The following is a 21,450-nucleotide window of genomic DNA, read 5'->3' on the forward strand; positions in this document are numbered from 1 at the left end:
GCGCCGTGCCCTCTCCAGAGAAAGGACCGACATGGCCAACGACGCTTTCGCCGGAGCCGTGGACTACCTCGTGTTCGCGTTCCCCGACCAGGCCTCCGTCAGCGCGGGGCTCGCCGCCGTGCTTCAGCGGGTCGACGAGGGGGTCATCGAGGTGCTCGACCTCGAGTTGATCCGCGTCGACGACACCGGAGCTCCGGTGCGGCGCCCGCTCGACCAGTTCCCTGGCCGCGACGCACTCGACGGCTTCGTGGGAGCGTACTCGGGCATCCTCGACGCGGAGGACGTCCAGCGGGTCGCCGAAGCCCTGGACCCCGGCGCGTTCGCCATCGCGCTCGTCTACGAGGACCGCTCCCTCGCGTCCGCAGCCGACGCCTGGATCGCGGCGGGCGGCATGGAACTGTTCGCCGGCGGAGTCGACATCATCGACCTCGCCGACGCCGTCGAAACGAAAGGAACGGACCGATGAGCCTTCTCCGCACCGCCGCGCGCGCCTCCGTCGCCACGCGCGTGATCGGTAGCACCCACCGACGCCAGCAGCGCTGGGCGGCGCAGGACTCCGAGGCCGGAGCGCAGCCCGCGGCTCCGGCTACCGGGACGACGGCCACTGGGACGACGGCCGCTGGGACCACGGCCATCGACCCGGCACCCGCGGGCTCGGGCCCGTCGGTGCTGGACCAGCTCACGCAACTCGGTGAGTTGCGCGCTGCCGGCGTTCTCACCGACGCGGAGTTCGAGACGCAGAAGGCGAAAATCCTGGGCGGGTAGTCACCGCACCTGCTCGCGCAAGAACCGTCCGATCCGCTCGGTCGCGTCGGCTGCCTCCGCTGTGCCGAGCATGAGCTGGTACACGTGCGGCAGCCCCTCGCCGATCTCCAGGCGGACGTCGACACCGGCGGCCGTCGCCGCGCGCGTGAGGCGTTCGGCGTCGCTGAACAGCAGGTCGGCTGTCCCCACCTGCACGAGCATCGGAGGCAGCCCTGAGAGCGTCGCATACAGGGGCGAAGCGAGCGGCGTTCTCGGGTCGGCTCCGGCGAGGTAGTCGGAGGCCAGCTGGCGCAGCAGCTCGGGAGTGGAGATCGGATCCTGATCGATTCGGTCCGTCATCGACGGCCCGGAGCTCGTCAGGTCGACGGTCGGAGACATCAGCACCACAGCGGCAGGGAGGGCTCCTCCCGCGTCGCGGGTGGCGACGAGCAGGGAGACGGTGAGGCCACCGCCTGCGGAGTCGCCGGCTACGGCGATCGAGTCGGCGGCCGTTCCCTGTTCCTCGCGAAGCCACCGCCAGACGGCGAGGACGTCGTCGATCGCCGCCGGGAACGGGTGCTCCGGCGCCAGCCGGTACTCCGGAAAGAGCACCCGCATCCGGCCGGCCCGTCCCAGTCGAGCGGCCAATTCCCCGTCGCTGGCCAGCGAACCCAACCGGAAGCCCCCGCCGTGCAGGAACAGGAGGACCCGGCCCGGGTCGGACCCGGGAGGGTCCAGCCAATGCGCCTTCACCCCGGCGGCCACGACCTCGGTCACACGGACATCGTCGGGAATCGGATGCACGGGACCGGCCGGCGCGAATCCCGCTCGTTCCTCCGCCACCGTCTCAGGCGGTCGGCCGGCTGCAGCGCTCTGGCGCTGGTGGAGCGACGCGATCAGCTCATCCATGGCGGGACTCGGCATGGTGCCACCTCCTCGGCCGCGTCAGCGTCAGTCCGGGACGACTTCGCTGAGCCGACCGGTATGGACATCGAAGACGAACCCCCTGACAGGGATATCGGAGGAGATCCACGGATGGGTCTTCACCTTGGCGACCTGCTCTTTGGTGTTCTGCTCCACGTCGGTGAAGCTGTAGAAGCGGGCCGGCGCGATCGGCGTCGCTCCGGTCTCGGTTCGCAGCCGCGCCTCGAGTTCCTGGTCGCCGAACTTCGACATTCCGCAGTCGTTGTGATTGATGATCATGATCTCCCGAGTCCCGAGCAGCCGGGTGGAGACGATGAGGGACCGGACCGAGTCGTCGTCGATCACGGTGCCCACGTTTCTGATCAGGTCGACGTCGGCGTCGGCCAGGCCGAGCATCCTCACGATGCCGCTCAGCCGGGGATCGGCGCAGGTGACGATCGCGATCTTCGGCGCCGGCGGCGCCCCGTTGCTCGCATCGTATTCGTCGGCGTTCGCTGCGATGGCGCTGAGCGCCTCATCGATGATGGTCATGGCTAGTCCTTAGGTTGTCGTAGTGGAAGACGTGGCCCCTAGACGGAGGTCTGTGGCGGGGCGGAACCGTCCTATCCGAAGGTGAAGCAGTACGCCTCCACTCCGGGTCGGTCGAACTCGATCTCGAAGAGCCGGTCGCGTATGGCACCCTGCTGTCGGACCAGCTGGTAGGTGTCCTGCCGGTCGAGGGTGCCGCGGCCGTGGTCATCGACGTCGGTGCCGCTCGCTCCCACCGGCGATCTGCCGTCGAGGAAGACACGGAAGCGGCTCGGCTGGGAACCGGCGGCGCCTCCCATCACCAGGTTCACGTCCCTGGCGTGGAATGCGAACGCGATCCGACCACCGGGTCGGCTGGACACCGCTGCGTACGGGGTCTGCACCCATTCGCCGTGCAGATCCCAGTGGTTCGGTGAAAGGTCGGTGTGGATCGCGTACTCCGTTGCGCGGTCATAGGCGGCGGCGTCCTCGGAGGCGAAGCCGCTGCTCTGCCGATAGCCCAGGTATGTCTCGGGGGAGCGCAAGGTGGACCAGTCCGCGGCCACCTCCAAACCGTACGCCTGGGGCTGCGCGAGACCGGGGTCCACGTCGGACGCGCCGCCGGACGTCAGCAGCACCTGGATCGCCATCTCGGTCATCTCGTAGTCGCCTTCGCCGAAGTGGTGGTAGCGGACGCGCCCGGTCGCGTCGGCGAGGTAGACGGCCGGCCAGTAGTTGTTGGCGAAGTCGCCCCACACTCCGTAGTCGTCGTCGAAGGCGACGGGGTACTCCACCCCGAGCGACCGGACGCGTGCCTCGACATTGGCGTGGTCGTGCTCGAACCCGAACTCCGGCGTGTGGACCCCGACGATGGTCAGCCCCTGTGCCGCGTACTTCGCATGCCACGCACGGAGGTACGGCAGGGTCCGAAGCCAGTTGACGCAGGTGTAGGTCCAGAAGCTCACGAGGACCACCCGGCCGCGCAGCGCCTGCGGTGTGAGCGGCTGGGAGTTCAGCCACCCGGTGGCCCGGTCGAAGGGGGAGAGGCGCCCTTCGTCGGGAAGTGCCTCCGCAGTGTCGGAGAGCCGGTGGGCGACCGACCAGAAGCGCCGGTCGCGCGCGTCAGTCGACATCGGCTCCCTCCCTCGCGCGCCCGTTCCCCGCGGCCTCCTTCGCCATGCGGTCGGCGTCGATGACGGCCTGAGCGAACGCCTCCGGCGCCTCCTGGGGGAGGGCGTGGCCGATGCCGCCGGTCAGGGTGCGGTGCTCGTACGGCCCGGTGTACCGGTCGCGGTAAGCGGCGGGGTCGGGATGCGCTGCGCCGTTGCTGTCACCTTCGAGCGTGATCGTCGGCACGCCGATGGTCGGGCGCGCGGCAAGCAGCCGTTCGACATCGTCGAAGCGCGGTTCGCCCTCGGCGAGACCCAGTCGCCAGCGATAGTTGTGGATCACGATGCGGACATGGTCGGGATTCTCCAGCGCTGCGGCGCTGCGCAGAAACTCCTCCTCGCTGAACTCCCACTTCGGCGAGGCGGTCCGCCAGATCAGGCGGGCGAAGTCGGTGCGGTTCGCGTCGTATCCGAGCTCTCCCCGCCGAGTCGCGAAATAGAACTGATACCACCAGGCCAGCTCCGCCGCGGGAGGCAACGGCTGCGCGTTGGCCGCTTGGCTGCTGAGCAGGTAGCCGCTGACGGCGACGTGGGCGCGACAGCGCTCGGGCCACAGTGCTGCGAGCACGTTGGCTGTCCGCGCACCCCAGTCGAACCCGGCGACGACCGCGTCGGCCACGCCGAGGGCGTCGAGCAGAGCGAGGGCGTCCGCGGCCAAAGCGGCCGGCTGCCCGTTCCGCGGGGTCTCCTCCGACAGGAACCGGGTCGTTCCGTATCCGCGCAGGTGCGGGATGAGCACTCGGTAGCCCTGATCAGCCAGAATGGCCGCCGGCTCGCTGAAGCTTTCGATCGAATACGGCCAGCCATGCAGCAGCAGCACGACGGGGCCGTCGGACGGTCCGCGCTCGGCGAGGCCGATGCTCAGCACGCCGGCCTCCACCTGCGCGGTCGCCTCGAGTGGCGTGGTCACCGGAGTGGGCGGAACGTCGCACGAACCTCCTGCGAGAACAGCTCGGGCTGCTCCCAGGCGGCGAAGTGCGTCCCGCGATCGAGGCGGTTGAAGTGGATCAGGTTGGGATACGCCAGTTCGGCCCAGCTCCGTGGCGCCGCGTAGATCTCATCCGGGAAGACGCTGACTCCCGTCGGGAGCTGCACCCCCTTGGGCTGAAAGAACGCGAGCTTGCTCTCCCAGTACAACCGCGCCGAGGACACCGCGGTATTGGTGAACCAGTAGAGGTCGATGTTGTCCAGGATGTCGTCCCTGGTGAGCCCCTCCGACCCGCCCAGGAAGACCCGCGCGATCAGGTCGTAGCTGGCGGCGTCGTGATCGAGCATCCAGGCCGCCAGCCCGACCGGCGAGTCCGCCAGCGCGTACAGCGTCTGCGGCCGGCCTGCCATCTCCTGCGCGTAACCGAGACCGTGCGCGTAGAAGTAGGCGAGCTGGTCCCACGCGCCGCGCTCTTCCGCCGTGAGTTCGGCGGGCGGCTCCTCGTGCGCGTCCAGCGCGGCCTGGATGCCGTCCGGAACTGTGGCCGGCATATTCGTGTGAATGCCGATGAGCCCGGGAGGCTGGAGCAGCGCCATCTGCTCGGTGACGGCATTGCCCCAGTCGCCGCCTTGCGCGACGTAGCGGTCGTAGCCGAGACGGGTCATGAGCTCGCCCCAGGCTTTCGCGATCCGGATCGGGTCCCAGCCGGGCTTGTCCGGCTTTCCCGAGAACCCGTGCCCCGGGAGCGACGGAATGACGAGGTCGAACGCGTCCGAGGCGTCGGCGCCGTAGGCGGTCGGATCGGTCAGCGGGCCGATGATCTTCAGCTGCTCGATGATCGAGCCCGGCCAGCCGTGGGTGACGATCATCGGGAGAGCGTTCTCGTGGGGCGATTTCACGTGGATGAAGTGGATGTCCACCCCGTCGATCTCGGTGATGAACTGGGGGAGGGCGTTCAGGCGGGCTTCGACGTTGCGCCAGTCGTGATGCTCGAGCCAGTACTGCGCGAGCGCCTGCATCACCTCCAGCCGCACGCCTTGGGAGGTGTCGTCGACGGTCTCCTTCTCGGGGAATCGCGTGTTCCGGATCCGCCGCTCGAGGTCGTCGATGTCGTCTTGCGGGATCTCGACGGTGAAGGGTCGGATTGCGGTGTCGGGGCGTGGTTCAGTGACGGTCACAATGTTCGCTTTCGAACGAGGGGTTGCTGTCGGGGATGTGTGCGCGCTGGGCGTGAGGGTTCGATCCGGATGGTGGCGATTCAGCGACCGCTGAGCGGTTGCCGACCTCCATCGATCTCGAATGTCGCTCCCGTGAGGGGGAGGGGGAGCGGCGGCAGCGCACCAGGAAGGTCCTGATAGGAGGGAAACGACGGGCTATCGGGATCTCGTCAGGAGGGGATTCGTCGCTCTCCGCGGATTATCGACCCTCGATGCGTGTTGCGGCTAGACGGTGTGCTGCCGAACTGACGAGTTTGCCTGTCGTGTTCGGTGGACAGTGTCGAAACACGAGCTGCGTTCACACTTCGCACTTGACTGGAACGCAGAAGCACATTAGTGGCATCATCTTTTGTGCCTCCTCTTGAAGTCGGTTGGAGCGGCCTTGCGTCGGACATGGATTGGATCGACATGGACTTCAAAGACTTTTTTCGACTTCGCGAAAGTCGTCGCGAATTGGAGGCGCTCCGTCTCGAAATTGAACGGTCGTCCGTAGCGCAGGTTGCAGAAGCCCTCCGGCCTGAACTGACGCGCGCGCTGGCTGAGCTACGGCTGTTTCATGACGACGACGACGCATGGAATAGGGCAGCAGATGCCGTGCGAACTCCCCAAACCGCTGAATTGCGCCACGATTATTTGGCCGCGCTGCCATCCTTACTCAAGCTCTTCGGCTACGAGCCGCCGCCGAAGGCAGCTGTCGTCGTATCCGAAACGACGCGTCTCATCGCGGGGGACCATGACAGCGACCAGATACTCCGCGACCTCACTGAGGCTCGCATCGCCTTGGGCGAACTTCTGCGCAAGGGCGAACGTATTCCGCAAGATCCGCCGTGGAAGCTCGCGTATCGCGCGACCGAGGTGAATGCCTTCCTAGATCTCGGAGTTCAGGTTGGCGCCGCAACGGTCACGGCCGGGATTGGGTTCGCTTTAGGGTCAGCCGTTGGCGCTGCCGCCACGGCTGGGATTGCCCCCGCCGCGACCTTCATCGTTGTCGGAGGCATTCGACGCTTCAAGAATGCGCGAAAAATCCACCGCGCGTCGGAAGCGCTTGCCGCACAACAGGAAACGCTCGATACCACCTCCTTTCCTACTGCAGCCCACGTCGTCACTCAATATCTGAAGGAACTGGTTCGACTGTCCGGCGCGATAGCCGCCGACGACCGTGCAACGGTGGACTGGAACGCAATGCGCGGCAACCTGGAGGCGATCCAGAACATCTGTGGCCGTTTCGTATCCGGCGATCAACACGCTAGTTCTCTCGCAAATCAAGCAATCCTGAAGGGCAATCGTCGCCCCAGGGAGTTGAGGGACTGGTTTGGCAGGGTGCTGAAGCTAATAAACAAGGCGAGCGCGGAATTTGCCCTCTACGAGAGGTTTACACCGGAGACACGCAATGAACTGGAGGCCATAACTTCCGAAATGGCCGCACGGCTTGCGAGTGGGGAGTTTGGCAATCTGGAGTGAGACTCGCCGCGACGTTGCATCCTGAGGTGGGGGAGAACGGCCTTCGGTGAACCCTCCGACTCACATGTCAACGAAATATATCACTGAGGTGGCGACCGGTTTCTGGACGACGATGCCCCGCTTGGCCGAAGACTCCGGGAGTACCAGTCGAAGTGGGGGCAAGTGAATCACGAAGCGCTTGCACAGGTGAAAGCCGATCTAAGCCAAGCCCGAGACGAACTTCGGCTCGGGGCGGAAGCTCGGGGGTTCGAACTGACATAATGTGCATTATCAGCGATGTGTATCGTGACCAGAAACCATGTCGCAAGCCGAAGTTGTCCCGCCAGCGCGCACCTGGTGCGGGATGGGCGCGGCGGTGTAATACTCCGCCGTATGGAGGATCCCGTTTCAGGCGGCGCCCGCGTTACGACCGGAGTGAGCGCACGGGCCTCGGTTCAGCACTCCGGCGGCTGGTCTTGGGAGCAGCGCTGGCTGCTGGTGACAAAGTACTTGGCGCGTCTCCGAGAGATCTACGACGGTGCTCCGATCGAGTCGAACACTGACCTCTGGGCGCTCATCAATAGCCTGCTAATCGATACGTACCACCTGGGCGAGACCTTCTCCGAGCAACTCTCCTTGCATGAGCAGGTTCGGTCGACGGTGGCCAACAGCCTCGATCTTCAACTCTGTCGCGACTACGCCAACACCTGGAAACACTTCAAGCGAGACGGGAACGCGCGCGTCGCGTACGTCTGGGAGGATGGCGATTCCGAGACTGGTGGTCACTATGTGACGATCGCGTATCGTCTCCAGAGGGAGCCACTGGCCAACCACACGACCGTCGACGGACGCGTTGGCTCGGTCTGCGTGGGATACATGGCGAGCGTTCATGAGGTCCAACGAGATAGCCGAGCCAACTGGTCTGACACAGCCTTACCTCGACCGGTTGATGAGCCCGGCGCAGACTGAGTGATCCTACGGCCCCGTTGACAATGGGGCTCGTCCACCCCCCGCAGGCCGCGTTGGACTAGCGTGGGTCATGAGCCCATCCAAGGACGGATGAACTAGACCATCCGGACCGTGAACCGCGTCGTCTTCTTCGTCGGCGCGCTGCTCGCCGGACATCTCGCGACCCTCCTCGGCTACCGCCTCATCCTCGCGATCGGCGCCCTCGTCTTTCTCGCGGCGCTCGTCCCCGTCTTCTCACCCCTGTTCGTCGCGCGCCACGGCGACCGGCTGTAGCGTGACCCCCATGAGCTCCTCCGGAACCGACTTCAGCGATCTGCGTGCGCTCTTCATCAACACCACCCTCACCCGCTCCCCCGGCCGCAGCCACACTCAGTCGCTGATCGATGTGAGCGCGTCGATCATGGCCGCCCAGGGGGTGCAGGTCGACCAGTTCCGTGCCGTCGACCACCCGATCGCCACCGGCGTCTATCCCGACATGCGCGATTACGGCTGGGAGGTGGACGCGTGGCCCGAGCTCTTCTCCCGGGTGCTCGCCGCCGACATCCTCGTGATCGCAGGCCCCATCTGGCTCGGCGACAACAGCAGCGAGACGAAGAAGATCATCGAACGGTTGTACGCGCACTCGGGCGAGCTCAACGACAAAGGCCAGTGGCTCTACTACGGCCGCACCGGCGGCTGCCTCATCACCGGCAACGAGGACGGCATCAAGCACTGCGCGTCCAACGTCCTCTACAGCTTGCAGCACATCGGCTACGCGATCCCCCCGCAGGCCGACGCCGGCTGGATCGGCGAGGCGGGACCCGGCCCGAGCTACGGCGACGACCTCGGCGACGGCCGGCGCGTGGGCTTCGACAACGACTTCACCAACCGCAACACGACCTTCCTCACCTGGAACCTGCTGCACCTGGCCCGGCTGCTGAAGGACGCGGGAGGGTTCCCCGACTACGGCAACCAGCGCCGCGAGTGGGACGCCGGGACGCGCTTCGACTTCCGCAACCCGGAGTACCGGTCATAACGAGCACCGGTCATGACGGCAGCGTGAACGCGAACCGGTCCTCGGCCGAATACCTGTACTCGGCGTCGCACCGGAACCCGCGCAGCCACTGCACGCCGTCCACGACGCGCAGATAGAAGCCCTTCGGGAACTCCACGTCGTCGCTGAGCGGCGCGCTCGCGACTTTGATCGCGCCCGCGGGCGAGCGTCCCGCCGACAGCACCGAGTCGGGCGCGTTCGGCTGCGACCGCAGCGCCATCCGGAGGTACGGCCCGGTGTCGGCCGGGCACAGCGACAGGCCGTGCTGGACTGCCGCGGCGAAAACCTCCGGCAGGGTCCCTCCGTCGACCAGGCCGAGTTCGCGGACGTCGCGCTCGACGACAGTCAGCTCCACCGGTTCCCGCGCGTCGAACGCTTCGTGATCGAGCAGCGTCTCAGCGTACGCGTTCAGGAGGACGCCATGCGATTCCAGCGTCGTCCGCAGCTGCGCCCGGCTGGATCCGCCAACGATCAGACGCAGGGGCTTTTCGGCTCGTTCCATCACTGCAGACTATCCACTCGCCTCAGCGCCGGCGGCCGCAAAGCAGCTGTACATTTTAGATGTTTATGCGTGCGCAGCAGACGGAACGTTCTGTATGGTCAGACTAGTCGCCAAAGCGGCGACTATTCATCTGGTGGGAGATATCGATGACGATCGTTCTCGAGCGAATGGACGAGATTACCGAGTTGCGTATCGACGAGGTCGAACCGGCGCAGGCGAACGTGAAGTACGCGCAGTTGCGCGTCGATGAGATCGAAGCGCCGCAGGCGAACGTCAAGTACGCCCAACTCTGAAATCCGTCAGGAGGGAGCAGCACGCGCTGCTCCCTCCTGGCCTGATCGACCGATATCGAGGACTACTGTGCTGAATCTCTTCTCCCCGGCGTTCACTACCGATGTCTGGGCCTGTCGCGCCGCCGAGCTGACTGGTGATCGCCCGTTCAGCGAGGCCGACGTGCGCGACTCGCTCTTGGCATACACCACGCGCCCCGATGAGATCCGCGCCCTGAACCGCCACACCGAAGCAGTCTCAGCCATCAACGGGACGCGCACAGCGTCCCCGCGAACGGACCTGTTAGTGCATCCGAAGGACGCATCGCTCGCTGAATACGCCGAACGCGCAGATCAGCTGGTCGGTGAGGATGAATGGAGCGTGGCGTACTTCGGCCTGTATGCAGCGAGTACCGCCATGTGGGACACGGCGAAGACATTCGCCGACGAGCTGGCGCGCTCGCTCGGGTACCGTCCAGGAGGTCGTGTCGACATCGACTGCTTCGTCGGTCGGTACTCCTCGACGCACACCGGCGTACACGTTGACCACGCACACAACTTCGCGTTCACGCTCCGGGACGGCAAGACGATGTTCACGTGGCCCGGCGACCGCAACGATCTACTCGGGCTGAAATCTCCCGATTACGACGAGCACAAGACTTCCGGGATCGCTCTCGCGAACAAACGCGACAGAATCGCTTACTTTCCGCAGGACCACTTCCATGTCGCCGAGAGCAAGGATGACGTGTCGATCAACGTCAACGTCACGTTCTGGGAAGCGGGCAACGACTCGAGACCGAACGCTGACTACCTTCGCGGGCTGTTGCCGACACCGACGCGGACCCGACACGATGTTCGGTCGTCCGGACCGGTGGCGCTGGGCGCCGATGACGACATCCTTATCAATACGGTGCGGTCCCTCCTCGACGATGGAGCCCTCCGTCGGCGGATGGCGATTGCACAGCTTGTCTCCGACACCAGTTCACGGCTCTGTGTCGGCCGTCCACCGATCGATGTCGACGAGGTCGCCGAGCTCGCATCGTTGACCCCGGTGAGCACAATGCAATGGATTCCGCTCCACGGTCTCGAGGAAGTGCTCGTGGCTGCGAACGGACATGTCGCGGCCTTTCCTTACTCCCGTGACCTCGACACGTTCCTCACCCGGCTCGCTGCGGGCGAAACGATCGATATCGCCGGGTTGCGCGATCGCGACGAGTCGGCAGTCTCGAGTCAGCTCCGGCGCGTGGTCGTCGCCCTCACGAGGTGGGGTGCGCTCTGAGACCACGGGCGACGGTCGCTGCCTGGCTCGGTGCGTGCGCTGCCCTGTTCCTGGGCAGTTTCGGAGACGAAGCAGCACAGATCGCATTCGCACTCCGGCTTGCCGACGGCGGGTACACGGCACCTGCCCAGGTGTCGGCACTCCTCGCAGCGGGACTTCTTGGTGGCATATTCGCCGCCGCAATAGCGCCGCGCGCCCTCAACCGGTTCGGTGCGCGCCGACTCATCGTTGTGGTGTTCGTCGCCGAGGCAGTGCTGATCGCGTGTGCGTCATTCGCCTCCACATTCCCATGGTTTGTGGCTATCGCCGCCGTCCTGGGCTGTCTGGGGTCGCTCTTGTGGTCTGCAGTGTTGGTTGCGCTTCCGGCACTAGCACTGAGCCAGTCCGGCATCGCACGCGCCAACAGAGTGGTGCAGACCGTCCGAAACCTCGGATATGTCGTCGGGCCCCTTCTTGGTAGCGCCTTATTCGCTTGGTCGTCCGGACCTCAAGGGCTCCTCTGCCTGGCCGCCATCATGTTGCTCGCGGCGATCGGAGTGGCCGTGACCCTTCCGTCCTTGGTGGCGTCCGCCATCGGCACAGAGAGGGAGCACGAGAAGAAGAGAAGCGCCGACGTCATCGGCCTGCTTCGCACTCCGGGAGTTCTTCGTGCGATCGCTCCCCTGGTGATCACCGTGCTGGTGACGTCCGCACTCAACGTGCTCCTGATCGTTCGAATCCGGGCCGACCTGGGGCTCAGTGCCGCTACCTACGGAGTCGTCGTCGCAGCTTTGAGTGCCGGGCTCGTGATCGGACCGCTCCTTTTCGCCAAACCCATGGGAAGGCTCGGTGATGCAGCGGGAGCTTCCATCGGAGCAGCCATCATCGGGGCGGGAATCGTCGTGGTCGGTGCTGCGGACATCGCATGGGAGCTGGCCGCGGCGGCAACAGTCATCGGTGTCGCCAACGGCGTCCAGAACACGCTCATGTCGGGATTCATCATCAACCGCGTCGACGCAGCAAGGCGAACGCGTCAGATGCCGGCCTACATCCTGATTCTGCAGTGCGCAGTTTTGGCGGGATTCGTCTGCGCAGCCTTCATCCACGTCGACGCGGCCGCTCCTGCCCTGATCGCCGTCGGTGCGGTTGCAGTGGCAGTCGGCTCGGTCGGTGCGCTCGTGAACGTCACGAACAAACAAAAACCCATCGAGGAGGGTGCATCTCTGTGAGCGAGACGACTGTCGGAACAAGCCGATTCGAAGAAGACAAGCCGTTGTTGGAGGCGATCCAGCTCCAGCCACCCCTCGACAAGATCGTCAGGTCCGGACTGGCGAAGCTTCGTGTCAGCCAGTATTACTTCGACGAGCCGCTCTTCGATGAGTACGAGTCGACTACCGTACGTGCGACCTGGGATTTCGCCGCTGCGGAAAGCATCGTAGAAGACGGCCACTCGGTGCTCGACCTCGGCTGCGGCGACGGCCGACTTCTGCTGCACCTCGCCCACCAGCGTGCCCTCAGCCCGAGCGTTGGCGTCGACATCGCGCGAGTGGCGATTGATCGCTTCGACGCTGAGATCCGCACGAGCAGGTTCAGAAATGTGGAGGCACGTCTCGGCGATATCTTCGCGCTCCCCGAGGATCTCGCCACGCGCTCGTTCGATGTGGTTACGTTTGGAGACGCTACGGTGAACTTCGTACTCGATGAGAACAAGCTTGAAGACTTGCTCGTCGTGGCGCACGACCGCCTCAGAGACGACACATCGCGTGTGATGATCGCCGTGTTCGCGGACGGCACACCGCAACAACTCGCATTCATGGACAAGCGTTGCACTGTCGTCCCCTTCCGTCCTTCTTCCGGCCGTTCCGCCTTGATCTGGTGGGCCTACAAATACGATGCCGACCGGCTGATCATGCATCGCTCGGTCTACGCCCAATACGGCTGGGACTCCGACGGAGACATCGAAGGCGTTGTTTGCGATCTGCGCGACCGCATGTGGACACCATCCGCGATCGAGCCGGTTGCAGCGCGTGCCGGCCTGAGCATCGAAAGGATCCTCGATTCGAGCGTCCAGGACGGTGCCGCCCTGGGAATGGGCACGGCCATCATGGTCCTCCGCCGCGCGTCGGGGTCAGACCACTGATGCTCGGCCGCGAGCTCTGTTCGACCGCGCCGTAGGGCCTCCGGGTCACCGGCCATCGAACGACCGCTCCGAGCTGTGCACTCGCGTCACGATGACGCACCACAGGGGCTCTCCCTCACATGACCACCCTCGACGCCCGCGCCGCCGACACCACGAGCCGGTGCCCGCGCTGCCACGGCCGCACCGCCTACCCGTCCATCGTCACCGTCGACCGGAGGCCGCGATTCGCGCTGGTGTGCGCGTTGTGCGGCACGGCTCGCGAATTCCGCGGCCGATCGTAGGATGAGGCGGTGAGAGACCGCCGACCGCCCGCGAATGCCGACGGCCTGTCGCGCCGCGGCTGGCTCATCCTCGTCGGCGCGACCGCCGCCGTCGCGGTCGCGCTCCTCTCCGTCGCGGCCATCGCAAACGGTCTGCCCGCCGTTCACCCGCGAACCGACAGGACAGCAGCGGCCCCGTCCGCTTCCACGCACACGCTGGATCCGGCTCCCACACCGCTCGGGCTGCCTCCGCGCCCCACCCCCACGGCGCCGGTCGCGACCGTCCCCGAGCAACCGGTCGGCAGCATCCCAACGGGCGCGTGCCTGCAGGTCTTCCCGTCGCCGCGGGCGAACGCCTATCCCGTCGTCGACTGTGCGTCGCAGCACATCGCACAGGTGCTCGCGAAGGGCGTCCTCCCGCAGGCCGCCGACGCGGCGTTCCCCGGCGTGCAGGCCCTGAACGCCCAGGTCGGCGACCTCTGCACCGCACCCGGCCTCTTGGACTGGAACTGGGTCGCGGTCTGGAACGAGGATGTGCAGGTGGAGCTGCGCTACCCGGACACCGAGGCGCAGTGGACATCAGGCGACCGCGGCTACGAATGCTTCGTCGACACCTACTCGCGCCACGAGCTCACCGGCAACGCACTCGCTACCCACTAAAGGCCACGAAGGGCCCCGGTCGATCGGCGCCGGCGTGAAGCAGGCGACGATCGACCAGGGCCGGACGGCGCTCGCTACGGGGTCGCGTTGAGCGCCGCCGTGACGTTGATGTCGCGTGCCGTCGCAGGCGCACCCTCGACGGGCGATCCGGTCTTCGCGAGCAGATCGGCCAACCGGTCGACCGTCGGCTCTGAGCCGAACTTCTCGCGCAGCACAGCGAAGGCGCCGGCGACCTGAGGCGCGGCGAACGACGTTCCCATCGCGTAGAAGGTGCCGAAGCTCTTGTACGGGACCAGCACGCCGTCCCGGTTCAGTGCGTCGCCGGTACCGACCGGCGCGAAGAGGCGCGTGCTCGCGGCGTAGTTGGAGTAGCCGGCGCGCACGTGCTCGTGAAGCGTCTGGGTCGCGCCGACCGTGATCACGTTCTTACCGCAGTTCCAGGCGCCCACCGAGTCGAGCCCGGCGTTCCCGGCAGACATGATGACCGCGATGCCCTTGTCCTTGAGTCGGCCCGCCGCAGCATCGACGGACTGTCCGATAGCGCTGCACTTTCCGTCGGCGCCGATGGACTCCCCCGAGACCGACAGCGTCACCGCCGCGACCTTTCCGCGGTAGATCTGCTCGGATTCGATCTTGTCGATCCAATTGAGGGCGTTCGCGACCGACTCCCCCTGCCAGCCCATGGAGTCGTTCGCGCCGGTCGTCGTGCCGCCGCCGACCTTCACCTGGACCACCTTCGCGCCTACAGCAGCACCGGCCGAGGACACCTGAAGGGAGTTCCCATCCGAATCAAGCTCGTACCGCACGCCCGGCTGACCGACCACGGCACCCGCCGTCGCCGTGCCATGAAGGTCGTGGCACAGATCTCCCGACGAGCCCACGCACCGCGACGACGGAGCAGAGCTCTTCGGAAGCGTGCTGAACAGCGTGGGCCCCTTGTACAGGTACGGCGTGTTGATCACATTCGTGGTCTCACACAGACTCGACCACCCGTTCGGGTCGGCCTCGAACCCGAAGCAGTACTCCCCCGCGACCTTCGACTTGCCGTTGGCGTCCTGCATGAGCGGGTTGCCGCCGGTGAACGCCCCGTCGACGTCGAAGACGATCTGACCCGAGCCGTTGAAGGTGCCGCCGGCTGCGTCCACGTAGGATCCGGATCTGTCGGCGCCCAGATTCATGGCGATGTTGGACTTGTCCCACGACTTGTCCTCGGGTGCCGCGACGGCCGATACGCCGGCGGTACCCAGGGCCGCCGGGACGACGACCGCCGCCCCGAAGAGCACTCTGGCGATGGATTTACTCATGTGGTGGTTCCTTACTGACACATGTGGAATTCACATGTACACCACTAACATAGCGGACGTCCGCGCCGTGCCCTCCCGCGAGGGCGGGGACACCTCGGCACGGGCGTCAGGCCCCCACGTACTCCGCCAGGTGCTGCCCGGTCAGCGTCGAGCGCGCGGCGACCAGGTCCGCCGGCGTGCCCTCGAACACAATGCGGCCGCCGTCGTGACCGGCGCCGGGGCCGAGGTCCACGATCCAGTCGGCGTGGGCCATCACGGCCTGGTGGTGCTCGATCACGATGACCGACTTGCCGGAGTCGACCAGCCGGTCCAGGAGGGCGAGGAGCTGCTCGACGTCGGCCAGGTGCAGACCGGTGGTCGGCTCGTCCAGCACGTAGACGCCGCCCTCCTCGGCCATGTGCACTGCGAGTTTCAGCCGCTGGCGCTCGCCGCCGGACAGTGTCGTCAGCGGCTGGCCGATGGTCAGGTAGCCGAGGCCGACGTCGGCCAGGCGCCGCAGGATGGCGTGTGCAGCAGGGAGGCGCGACTCGCCGCTCGCGAAGAACGACTCGGCGTCCTCCACCGACAGCGCCAGCACCTCGCTGATGTCGAGACCGCCGAAGCGGTACTCCAGCACCGACGCGTCGAAGCGCTTGCCCTCGCAGACCTCGCACACCGTCGACACGCCGGCCATCACGCCGAGGTCGGTGTAGATCACGCCGGCGCCGTTGCAGTTCGGGCAAGCGCCCTCGGAGTTCGCGCTGAACAGCGCGGGCTTGACCCCGTTAGCCTTCGCGAACGCCTTGCGGATCGGCTCCAGCAGGCCGGTGTAGGTGGCCGGGTTGCTGCGCCGCGACCCGCGGATGGCGGTCTGGTCGACGGACACCACGTCCTCGCGGGGCGACACCGAACCGTGGATGAGCGAGCTCTTCCCCGAGCCGGCCACGCCGGTGACCACGACCAGCACGCCGAGCGGGAGGTCAACGTCCACGTCCTGGAGGTTGTGCGACGTCGCGCCGCGCACCTCCAGAACGCCGGACGGCCTGCGCACTGCCTTTTTCAGCGTGGCGCGGTCGTCCAGGTGTCGCCCGGTGAGCGTGCCGCTCGCCCGCAGCCCCGCGATCGTCCCCTCGTAGACGATCTCTCCCCCGGCCGTGCCCGCGCGCGGGCCGAGGTCGACCACGTGGTCCGCGATGACGATCATCTCCGGCTTGTGCTCGACCACGAGGACGGTGTTCCCCTTGTCACGGAGCTTGAGAAGCAGCTCGTTCATCCGGCGCATGTCGTGCGGGTGCAGGCCGACCGACGGCTCGTCGAAGACGTACGTGATGTCGGTGAGCGACGACCCGAGGTGCCGGATCATCTTGGTGCGCTGCGCCTCGCCGCCGGAGAGCGTGCCGGACGGGCGGTCGAGCGACAGATAACCGAGGCCGATGTCGACGAATGAGTCGAGGGTGCCCTGAAGGTTCGCCAGCAGCGGCGCAACCGACGGCTCGTCCAGCTCCCGCACCCACTGCGCGAGGTCGGTGAGCTGCATCGCGCAGACATCGGCGATGCTCACGCCGCGGATGAGCGACGACCGCGCGCCCTCGTTGAGCCGCGTCCCGCCGCACTCCGGGCACGGAGCGAACGTGACGGCACGCTCCACGAACGCGCGGATGTGCGGCTGCATCGCGTCGACGTCCTTCGACAGCATCGACTTCTGGACCCGTGGCACCAGGCCCTCGTAGGTGAGATTGATGCCGTTGATCTTGACCTTCACCGGCTCTTTGTAGAGGAAGTCGTGCAGCTCGGTCTCCGAGAAGTCCCGGATCGGCTTGGCCGCGTCGAAGAAGCCGGACTCGCTGAACATCCGCACCGACCAGCCGTCGGCCGTGTAGCCGGGCACCGTGATCGCTCCCCCGGACAGCGACTTCGACTCGTCGTACAGCTGGGTCAGGTCGATCTCGGAGGCGGTCCCCATGCCCTCGCAGCGCGGGCACATCCCGCCGGTCTGCTCGAAGCTGCGCTTCACCGTGCCCTTGCCCTCGATCGCGATCGAGCCCGCGCCGCGCACTGTCGGGATGTTGAACGAGAAGGCCTGCGGCGAGCCGATGTGCGGCTGCCCGAGGCGGCTGAACAGGATGCGCAGCAGGGCGTTGGCGTCGGTGACCGTGCCGACGGTCGACCGGGCGTTCGCGCCCATCCGCTCCTGGTCGACGAGGATCGCCGTCGTCAGTCCCTCGAGCACGTCGACGTCCGGCCGCGCGAGCGACGGCATGAACCCCTGCACGAACGCGCTGTAGGTCTCGTTGATGAGGCGCTGCGACTCGGCGGCGATGGTCCCGAAGACGAGCGAGCTCTTGCCCGAGCCCGACACCCCGGTGACCACCGTCAGCCGGCGCTTCGGCAGGTCCACGCTGACGTCCTTGAGGTTGTTCTCACGCGCGCCGCGGACCCGGATGACATCGTGGGCGTCCGCCCGCTCCGGTCCGTCCGCACGGGTGGCCGCCCCGGTGTTCGCGTTGGTCGCCGTGGTCATCGCTGCACTCCGTCCGTTCGGTGTCGTCTCCGATCTAACCAGGTGCCGGAGACCAGCTGCCCTCCCCCGCGGCTCCAGCGGCGCGAGAATGGGTCTGATATGCACAGCAGGTTTTCAGTATTCTGCGCGTAAGCGGCCACCCGACACCGTGGCCGACCGACTGAAGGGTGCGTGCGATGTCCTCCACCGATCCTCTCGACTCCGCCGTCCACGACCTCTCGCTGGACGCATCGGAGATGACCCGTTCGGCCATCAACGGCATCCGGGCCGTGCTCGGAGTCAGCGGCGCCGTCGCGGTGATCCTCGGCGTCGTCCTGCTGTTCTGGCCTGCCAAGACGATCGCCGTGCTGGCGATCTTCCTCGGCATCTACTTCCTCATCGCCGGCATCATGCGGCTCGGCGTCGGGATCTTCGCCCGCGGCATCGGCGGCGGCATCCGCACCCTGAACATCATCCTCGGCGTGCTGCTGGTCTTCCTCGCGATCGTGACGCTGAAGAACGTCTCCACCGCGGCGACCGTCCTGGTGATCTTCGCCCTCGCGTTCATCGGGGTCGGCTGGATCATCGAGGGCGTCATGGCGCTGGTGGAGGCCGGGCGCGCCCGCTCCGCCGGGTGGGCGATCGCCTACGGCATCCTGAGCATCATCGCTGGACTCGTGGTGCTCTTCCTGCCGGCGTCGTCGGCCGTATTCCTGATCCTGTTCGCCGCGATCGCGCTGATCGTGCTCGGCATCATCGGGATCGTCCGGGCGTTCACGTTCGGCCGGGAGGTGCTGAAGGCCACCGCGGCGCCCGCAGCGCCCGCCACGGCCTAGCCGACCGAGACCCGCTACCGGCGGGGCTTCACCGGCAGGTGCCGGTCCCACCAGTCCAGGATGATCTCGAAGCGCTCGCGACGGTGACGCGGGCGGCCGCTGCGGCTCAGCTCGTGGTCCTCCCCCGGGAAGACCACGAGTTCGGCCTCGACCCCGCCGCGCTTCAGCGCCGCGTAGTACCGCTCCGCCTGCCCGAGCGGGCAGCGCAGGTCGCTGGACGAGTGCAGCACGAGGGTGGGCGTGCGAACGCGGTCGACCACGGCCTGCGGGCTCTGCGACGCGATCCCGGACGGATCGGTGCCCGTGTACTCGTCGCTGAAGAAGCTGCCGATGTCGCTCGTGCCGATGAAGGCAGCCGGGTCCAGGTAGCCGCGCTCCACGATCGCCGCGGCGAAGCGGTGGTCGTGCGCGATCGTCCACGCGGTCAGGTAGCCGCCGTAGGAGCCGCCCATCACGCCGACGCGCTCGGCGTCGAGGCCGGGGGTCTCGGCGATCGCACCGTCCAGGAAATCCAGGACGTCCGCGAGGTCGACGGTGCCCATCCGCTGCCGGATGACGCGGCCGTGCTCCTGCCCGTAGCCTGCCGATCCGCGCGGGTTGCACATCACCACGGCGTAGCCGGCCGCGGCGTAGACCTGCGCCTCGTCGAACAGCGCCGCGGTGTAGGCGGCGAACGGGCCGCCGTGGATGTTCAGGAGCACGGGATGGGGCCTGGCGCCCTCCGGCGCCACCACCCAGCCGTGGATCGGGTAGCCGTCGCGGCCCGTCACCGTGAGTTCGCGGGGCGCGATCACGCCGGCCGCGCGCAAAGCGTGGGAGAAGTCGGTAAGCCGTCGGAGGCCGCCGTCGTCGATCACGGCGACATCACCGGCGGTGCCGGCATCCGAGACGCTCGCCACGATGGTCCCGCCCGCCGCGCCCACGCCGGTGACGACGGTGCGGTCGTCGGTGAGCCGGTGCGCTGCGCCGTCGGCGTGGACCTCGGTCAGGGTAAGGACGCCGCGCCGGCGGTCGCAGACCAGCACACTGTCGTCGCGGAAGGCGACGATGTCCGACTCGGTGAAGTCGACCGACTCGGGGTCGGTCAGGCGGCGCGGAGCGGCCCCGGGATGGTCGATCACGTACAGGGCCGTGTTCTTCGCCACGAAGTCACGGCCGCTGGGTCCCACGTCCTGCGCGCTGACGTAGAGCGCCCCGTTCAGCCCGTAGGCGAGGGCGACGACCGAGAAGTCGCCGTGCTCCCCCGTCACGTCGGAGGGCTCCCGGCCGCCGTCCACCGGCACCAGGAACACGTTCGAGCGGAGGTCGTCGTCCCGGCTCTCGTGCCGGGCGGAGACGAACGCGAGCGTCGACCCGTCCGGCGAGAACGCGATGGTCGAGTCGTCCCAGTCCCCGCTGGTCAGCGCGCGCGGCGTCGCGACGGACGGCGCCGGGCGGGTCGAGCCGTCGGCCTCCGGGATCGGCGACACCGGCGGCTCCGCCCAGACGTCCGGCGCCGCCACCAGGTAGACGTGCGAGCGCCGGTCGGTGATGTAGCCGAGTCCATTGGACTGATATTTCAAAGTGTCGATCCGTCGGGCCCGCTCCCCGTTCGGCTCGATGCCCTCCACCGTGCCGTAGCGTCCCTGCTCCGGGTCGCGGCTGACGAAGGCCAGCAAACGCCCGTCCGGAGACCAGGCGAACTCGGTCACGCCCAGCTTGCGGTCGGTGACGACGACCGGCTCGCCGCCGGCGGCGTCCACCACCATCAGCTGGGAGGGCGACTTCGGGCCGCCGCGCAGGAACGCGATCAGGCGGCCGTCCGGCGAGAACTTCGGGGCGCTGTCACGGAAGCCGCGCGTAAGCCGTCGCGGCGCCGCGTGCCCGGACAGCGGGATGTTCCAGAGCTGGCCGACCGTCGCGTCGGCGGCGAGCGAGGGATGCGTGACCGAGACGACCGCCCGGCCACCCGCGGGGTGGACGGTCGGACGGGAGACCCCGGTCAGGAGCTCCAGGTCGGCGGGCCTCATTCGCTGATCGGCTCGAAGCTGGAGACGTCGCCGACGAGGCGGGTGTGGTCTTCGGGGATCGGGTCGACGACCGCCGACGCGACCTCGGCGGCGAACTCGCCGACGTTGTACAGGCGGCCGGCGGCCTCCTTGCGGGCGTCGATCGCGCCCGGGTTCAGGCGGTTGAGCAGCGTCGCGGTGATGGTCCCCTCGATCATGTCGCCGGAGACCACGACGAACTCGATGCCCTGCGCGTCCAGTTCCGGGAGCAGGTTCCGCAGCGCGTCCTCGCCCGCGCGCTTGCTCAGCGCGACGGCCTCGTACTCCGGCATCGTCGGGGTGGAGCGGATGAAGTGCGCCTGGTGGCTCGTGACGAACACCACGCGCGAGCCCGGGCCCATCAGCGGGAGCGCCGACGTCAGGACGTTCACCTGCGCGTCGCGGTTCAGCTGCATGGCGTAGTCCTCTGCCATCCCGGACTCCATCCCGCCGGAGGCGTTCAGGACCAGGATGTCCAGGCCGCCCCACTCGGCGTCGACGGCCGCGAACAGCGCGGCCACCGACGCGGGGTCGGTCAGGTCGGCGCCCACGGTGATCGCGGTGCCGCCCTGCGCGCGGATCGCGTCGGCCAGCTTGAGGGCGCGCGCCTCCTTGTTGCGGTAGTTGATCGCGACCGCGGCGCCGGCGTCGGCCAGGTACTGCACGGTGTCGGCGCCGATGCCGCGCGACGAACCGGTGACGAGGGCGCGTTTGCCGGTGAGGCTGCCCGGCTCGAGCGGGCTGGCGGACGCGGAAGCGTTGGACACGGGTACTCCTAGAGCGT

23 protein-coding genes are annotated in these 21,450 nt (G+C 67.3%); 13 read left to right on the top strand and 10 right to left on the bottom strand.

Annotation, left to right across the window (positions count from 1 at the left end; all coding sequences use genetic code 11):
- The first annotated feature begins 31 nt into the window (after nt 1-31).
- Both AC1ROW_RS02435 and AC1ROW_RS02440 read left to right on the top strand, forming a co-directional pair.
- Nucleotides 32-466, top strand: a complete 435-nt coding sequence (locus AC1ROW_RS02435; protein WP_493017271.1) for a hypothetical protein — start codon at nt 32-34, stop codon at nt 464-466.
- Nucleotides 463-765, top strand: coding sequence for an SHOCT domain-containing protein (locus tag AC1ROW_RS02440; protein ID WP_493017272.1), 303 nt, complete (start codon nt 463-465; stop codon nt 763-765). Before AC1ROW_RS02435 ends, AC1ROW_RS02440 begins: the two co-directional genes overlap by 4 nt.
- On the opposite strand, the gene AC1ROW_RS02445 is transcribed toward AC1ROW_RS02440, so the two are convergent.
- The 5 genes from AC1ROW_RS02445 to AC1ROW_RS02465 all read right to left on the bottom strand — a co-directional run bounded on the left by AC1ROW_RS02445 (nt 766) and on the right by AC1ROW_RS02465 (nt 5,450).
- Nucleotides 766-1,668, bottom strand: a complete 903-nt coding sequence (locus tag AC1ROW_RS02445) for an alpha/beta hydrolase (RefSeq protein ID WP_493017273.1) — start codon at nt 1,666-1,668, stop codon at nt 766-768.
- 27 nt (nt 1,669-1,695) lie between these two features.
- Complete coding sequence (locus AC1ROW_RS02450) at nt 1,696-2,199, bottom strand: beta-class carbonic anhydrase (protein ID WP_493017274.1); 504 nt, start codon at nt 2,197-2,199, stop codon at nt 1,696-1,698.
- A 71-nt stretch (nt 2,200-2,270) separates the two neighbouring features.
- Nucleotides 2,271-3,308, bottom strand: a complete 1,038-nt coding sequence (locus AC1ROW_RS02455) for a redoxin domain-containing protein (protein ID WP_493017275.1) — start codon at nt 3,306-3,308, stop codon at nt 2,271-2,273.
- The gene (locus AC1ROW_RS02460) at nt 3,298-4,254 is read right to left on the bottom strand and encodes an alpha/beta fold hydrolase (protein WP_493017276.1); all 957 of its coding nucleotides are present in this window, start codon (nt 4,252-4,254) and stop codon (nt 3,298-3,300) included. The genes AC1ROW_RS02455 and AC1ROW_RS02460 overlap by 11 nt, the downstream gene beginning before the upstream one ends.
- A complete protein-coding gene (locus AC1ROW_RS02465) occupies nt 4,251-5,450 on the bottom strand; it encodes an epoxide hydrolase family protein (protein WP_493017277.1) in 1,200 nt (399 codons plus the stop codon). Before AC1ROW_RS02465 ends, AC1ROW_RS02460 begins: the two co-directional genes overlap by 4 nt.
- 432 nt (nt 5,451-5,882) lie before the next feature.
- Between AC1ROW_RS02465 and AC1ROW_RS02470 the strand changes: the two genes are divergently transcribed.
- The 4 genes from AC1ROW_RS02470 to AC1ROW_RS02485 all read left to right on the top strand — a co-directional run bounded on the left by AC1ROW_RS02470 (nt 5,883) and on the right by AC1ROW_RS02485 (nt 8,913).
- Complete coding sequence (locus AC1ROW_RS02470; protein ID WP_493017278.1) at nt 5,883-6,950, top strand: hypothetical protein; 1,068 nt, start codon at nt 5,883-5,885, stop codon at nt 6,948-6,950.
- Between the two features lie 372 nt (nt 6,951-7,322).
- Complete coding sequence (locus tag AC1ROW_RS02475) at nt 7,323-7,898, top strand: hypothetical protein (protein WP_493017279.1); 576 nt, start codon at nt 7,323-7,325, stop codon at nt 7,896-7,898.
- 111 nt (nt 7,899-8,009) lie between these two features.
- A complete protein-coding gene (locus AC1ROW_RS02480; protein WP_493017280.1) occupies nt 8,010-8,171 on the top strand; it encodes a hypothetical protein in 162 nt (53 codons plus the stop codon).
- A 10-nt stretch (nt 8,172-8,181) separates the two neighbouring features.
- Complete coding sequence (locus tag AC1ROW_RS02485) at nt 8,182-8,913, top strand: flavodoxin family protein (RefSeq protein ID WP_493017281.1); 732 nt, start codon at nt 8,182-8,184, stop codon at nt 8,911-8,913.
- 10 nt (nt 8,914-8,923) lie between these two features.
- Here the strand turns inward: AC1ROW_RS02485 and AC1ROW_RS02490 are convergent, their stop codons facing one another.
- The gene (locus tag AC1ROW_RS02490; RefSeq protein WP_493017282.1) at nt 8,924-9,433 is read right to left on the bottom strand and encodes a hypothetical protein; all 510 of its coding nucleotides are present in this window, start codon (nt 9,431-9,433) and stop codon (nt 8,924-8,926) included.
- Nucleotides 9,434-9,579: 146 nt separating this feature from the next.
- Here AC1ROW_RS02490 and AC1ROW_RS02495 point away from each other — a divergent pair, with 146 nt between their 5' ends.
- From AC1ROW_RS02495 to AC1ROW_RS02520, 6 genes are all read left to right on the top strand, one after another.
- A complete protein-coding gene (locus tag AC1ROW_RS02495) occupies nt 9,580-9,726 on the top strand; it encodes a hypothetical protein (RefSeq protein ID WP_493017283.1) in 147 nt (48 codons plus the stop codon).
- Between the two features lie 67 nt (nt 9,727-9,793).
- Entirely contained in the window at nt 9,794-10,981 is a 1,188-nt protein-coding gene (locus AC1ROW_RS02500) for a hypothetical protein (RefSeq protein WP_493017284.1), read from the top strand.
- On the top strand, nt 10,966-12,189 hold the full coding sequence (locus AC1ROW_RS02505; RefSeq protein ID WP_493017285.1) for an MFS transporter: 1,224 nt from the start codon (nt 10,966-10,968) through the stop codon (nt 12,187-12,189). The genes AC1ROW_RS02500 and AC1ROW_RS02505 overlap by 16 nt, the downstream gene beginning before the upstream one ends.
- Complete coding sequence (locus AC1ROW_RS02510) at nt 12,186-13,100, top strand: SAM-dependent methyltransferase (protein WP_493017286.1); 915 nt, start codon at nt 12,186-12,188, stop codon at nt 13,098-13,100. The genes AC1ROW_RS02505 and AC1ROW_RS02510 overlap by 4 nt, the downstream gene beginning before the upstream one ends.
- Nucleotides 13,101-13,219: 119 nt before the next feature.
- On the top strand, nt 13,220-13,381 hold the full coding sequence (locus AC1ROW_RS02515) for a hypothetical protein (RefSeq protein WP_493017287.1): 162 nt from the start codon (nt 13,220-13,222) through the stop codon (nt 13,379-13,381).
- A gap of 9 nt (nt 13,382-13,390) precedes the next feature.
- On the top strand, nt 13,391-14,020 hold the full coding sequence (locus tag AC1ROW_RS02520) for a septum formation family protein (protein WP_493017288.1): 630 nt from the start codon (nt 13,391-13,393) through the stop codon (nt 14,018-14,020).
- A gap of 74 nt (nt 14,021-14,094) precedes the next feature.
- On the opposite strand, the gene AC1ROW_RS02525 is transcribed toward AC1ROW_RS02520, so the two are convergent.
- The gene (locus AC1ROW_RS02525; protein WP_493017289.1) at nt 14,095-15,324 is read right to left on the bottom strand and encodes a S8 family serine peptidase; all 1,230 of its coding nucleotides are present in this window, start codon (nt 15,322-15,324) and stop codon (nt 14,095-14,097) included.
- A gap of 106 nt (nt 15,325-15,430) precedes the next feature.
- Entirely contained in the window at nt 15,431-17,824 is a 2,394-nt protein-coding gene (locus AC1ROW_RS02530) for an ATP-binding cassette domain-containing protein (protein WP_493017290.1), read from the bottom strand.
- A gap of 176 nt (nt 17,825-18,000) precedes the next feature.
- Here AC1ROW_RS02530 and AC1ROW_RS02535 point away from each other — a divergent pair, with 176 nt between their 5' ends.
- Nucleotides 18,001-18,639, top strand: a complete 639-nt coding sequence (locus tag AC1ROW_RS02535) for an HdeD family acid-resistance protein (protein WP_493017291.1) — start codon at nt 18,001-18,003, stop codon at nt 18,637-18,639.
- Between the two features lie 14 nt (nt 18,640-18,653).
- On the opposite strand, the gene AC1ROW_RS02540 is transcribed toward AC1ROW_RS02535, so the two are convergent.
- Nucleotides 18,654-20,648 (bottom strand): prolyl oligopeptidase family serine peptidase, encoded by a 1,995-nt coding sequence (locus AC1ROW_RS02540; RefSeq protein WP_493017292.1) that lies wholly within the window; start codon nt 20,646-20,648, stop codon nt 18,654-18,656.
- Complete coding sequence (locus tag AC1ROW_RS02545; RefSeq protein ID WP_493017293.1) at nt 20,645-21,433, bottom strand: SDR family oxidoreductase; 789 nt, start codon at nt 21,431-21,433, stop codon at nt 20,645-20,647. The genes AC1ROW_RS02540 and AC1ROW_RS02545 overlap by 4 nt, the downstream gene beginning before the upstream one ends.
- Nucleotides 21,434-21,450: the final 17 nt, after the last annotated feature.

It is taken from the genome of Leifsonia sp. GW821-FHT13C09 (assembly GCF_058806435.1).

Bases quoted from the DNA above. Each gene is read 5' to 3' on its own strand.
- AC1ROW_RS02435 (WP_493017271.1), top strand. From the start codon at position 32: ATGGCCAACGACGCTTTCGCCGGAGCCGTGGACTACCTCGTGTTCGCG.
- AC1ROW_RS02440 (WP_493017272.1), top strand. From the start codon at position 463: ATGAGCCTTCTCCGCACCGCCGCGCGCGCCTCCGTCGCCACGCGCGTG.
- AC1ROW_RS02445 (WP_493017273.1), bottom strand. From the start codon at position 1,668: ATGCCGAGTCCCGCCATGGATGAGCTGATCGCGTCGCTCCACCAGCGC.
- AC1ROW_RS02450 (WP_493017274.1), bottom strand. From the start codon at position 2,199: ATGACCATCATCGATGAGGCGCTCAGCGCCATCGCAGCGAACGCCGAC.
- AC1ROW_RS02455 (WP_493017275.1), bottom strand. From the start codon at position 3,308: ATGTCGACTGACGCGCGCGACCGGCGCTTCTGGTCGGTCGCCCACCGG.
- AC1ROW_RS02470 (WP_493017278.1), top strand. From the start codon at position 5,883: ATGGATTGGATCGACATGGACTTCAAAGACTTTTTTCGACTTCGCGAA.
- AC1ROW_RS02475 (WP_493017279.1), top strand. From the start codon at position 7,323: ATGGAGGATCCCGTTTCAGGCGGCGCCCGCGTTACGACCGGAGTGAGC.
- AC1ROW_RS02485 (WP_493017281.1), top strand. From the start codon at position 8,182: ATGAGCTCCTCCGGAACCGACTTCAGCGATCTGCGTGCGCTCTTCATC.
- AC1ROW_RS02490 (WP_493017282.1), bottom strand. From the start codon at position 9,433: ATGGAACGAGCCGAAAAGCCCCTGCGTCTGATCGTTGGCGGATCCAGC.
- AC1ROW_RS02495 (WP_493017283.1), top strand. From the start codon at position 9,580: ATGACGATCGTTCTCGAGCGAATGGACGAGATTACCGAGTTGCGTATC.
- AC1ROW_RS02515 (WP_493017287.1), top strand. From the start codon at position 13,220: ATGACCACCCTCGACGCCCGCGCCGCCGACACCACGAGCCGGTGCCCG.
- AC1ROW_RS02525 (WP_493017289.1), bottom strand. From the start codon at position 15,324: ATGAGTAAATCCATCGCCAGAGTGCTCTTCGGGGCGGCGGTCGTCGTC.
- AC1ROW_RS02530 (WP_493017290.1), bottom strand. From the start codon at position 17,824: ATGACCACGGCGACCAACGCGAACACCGGGGCGGCCACCCGTGCGGAC.
- AC1ROW_RS02535 (WP_493017291.1), top strand. From the start codon at position 18,001: ATGTCCTCCACCGATCCTCTCGACTCCGCCGTCCACGACCTCTCGCTG.
- AC1ROW_RS02540 (WP_493017292.1), bottom strand. From the start codon at position 20,648: ATGAGGCCCGCCGACCTGGAGCTCCTGACCGGGGTCTCCCGTCCGACC.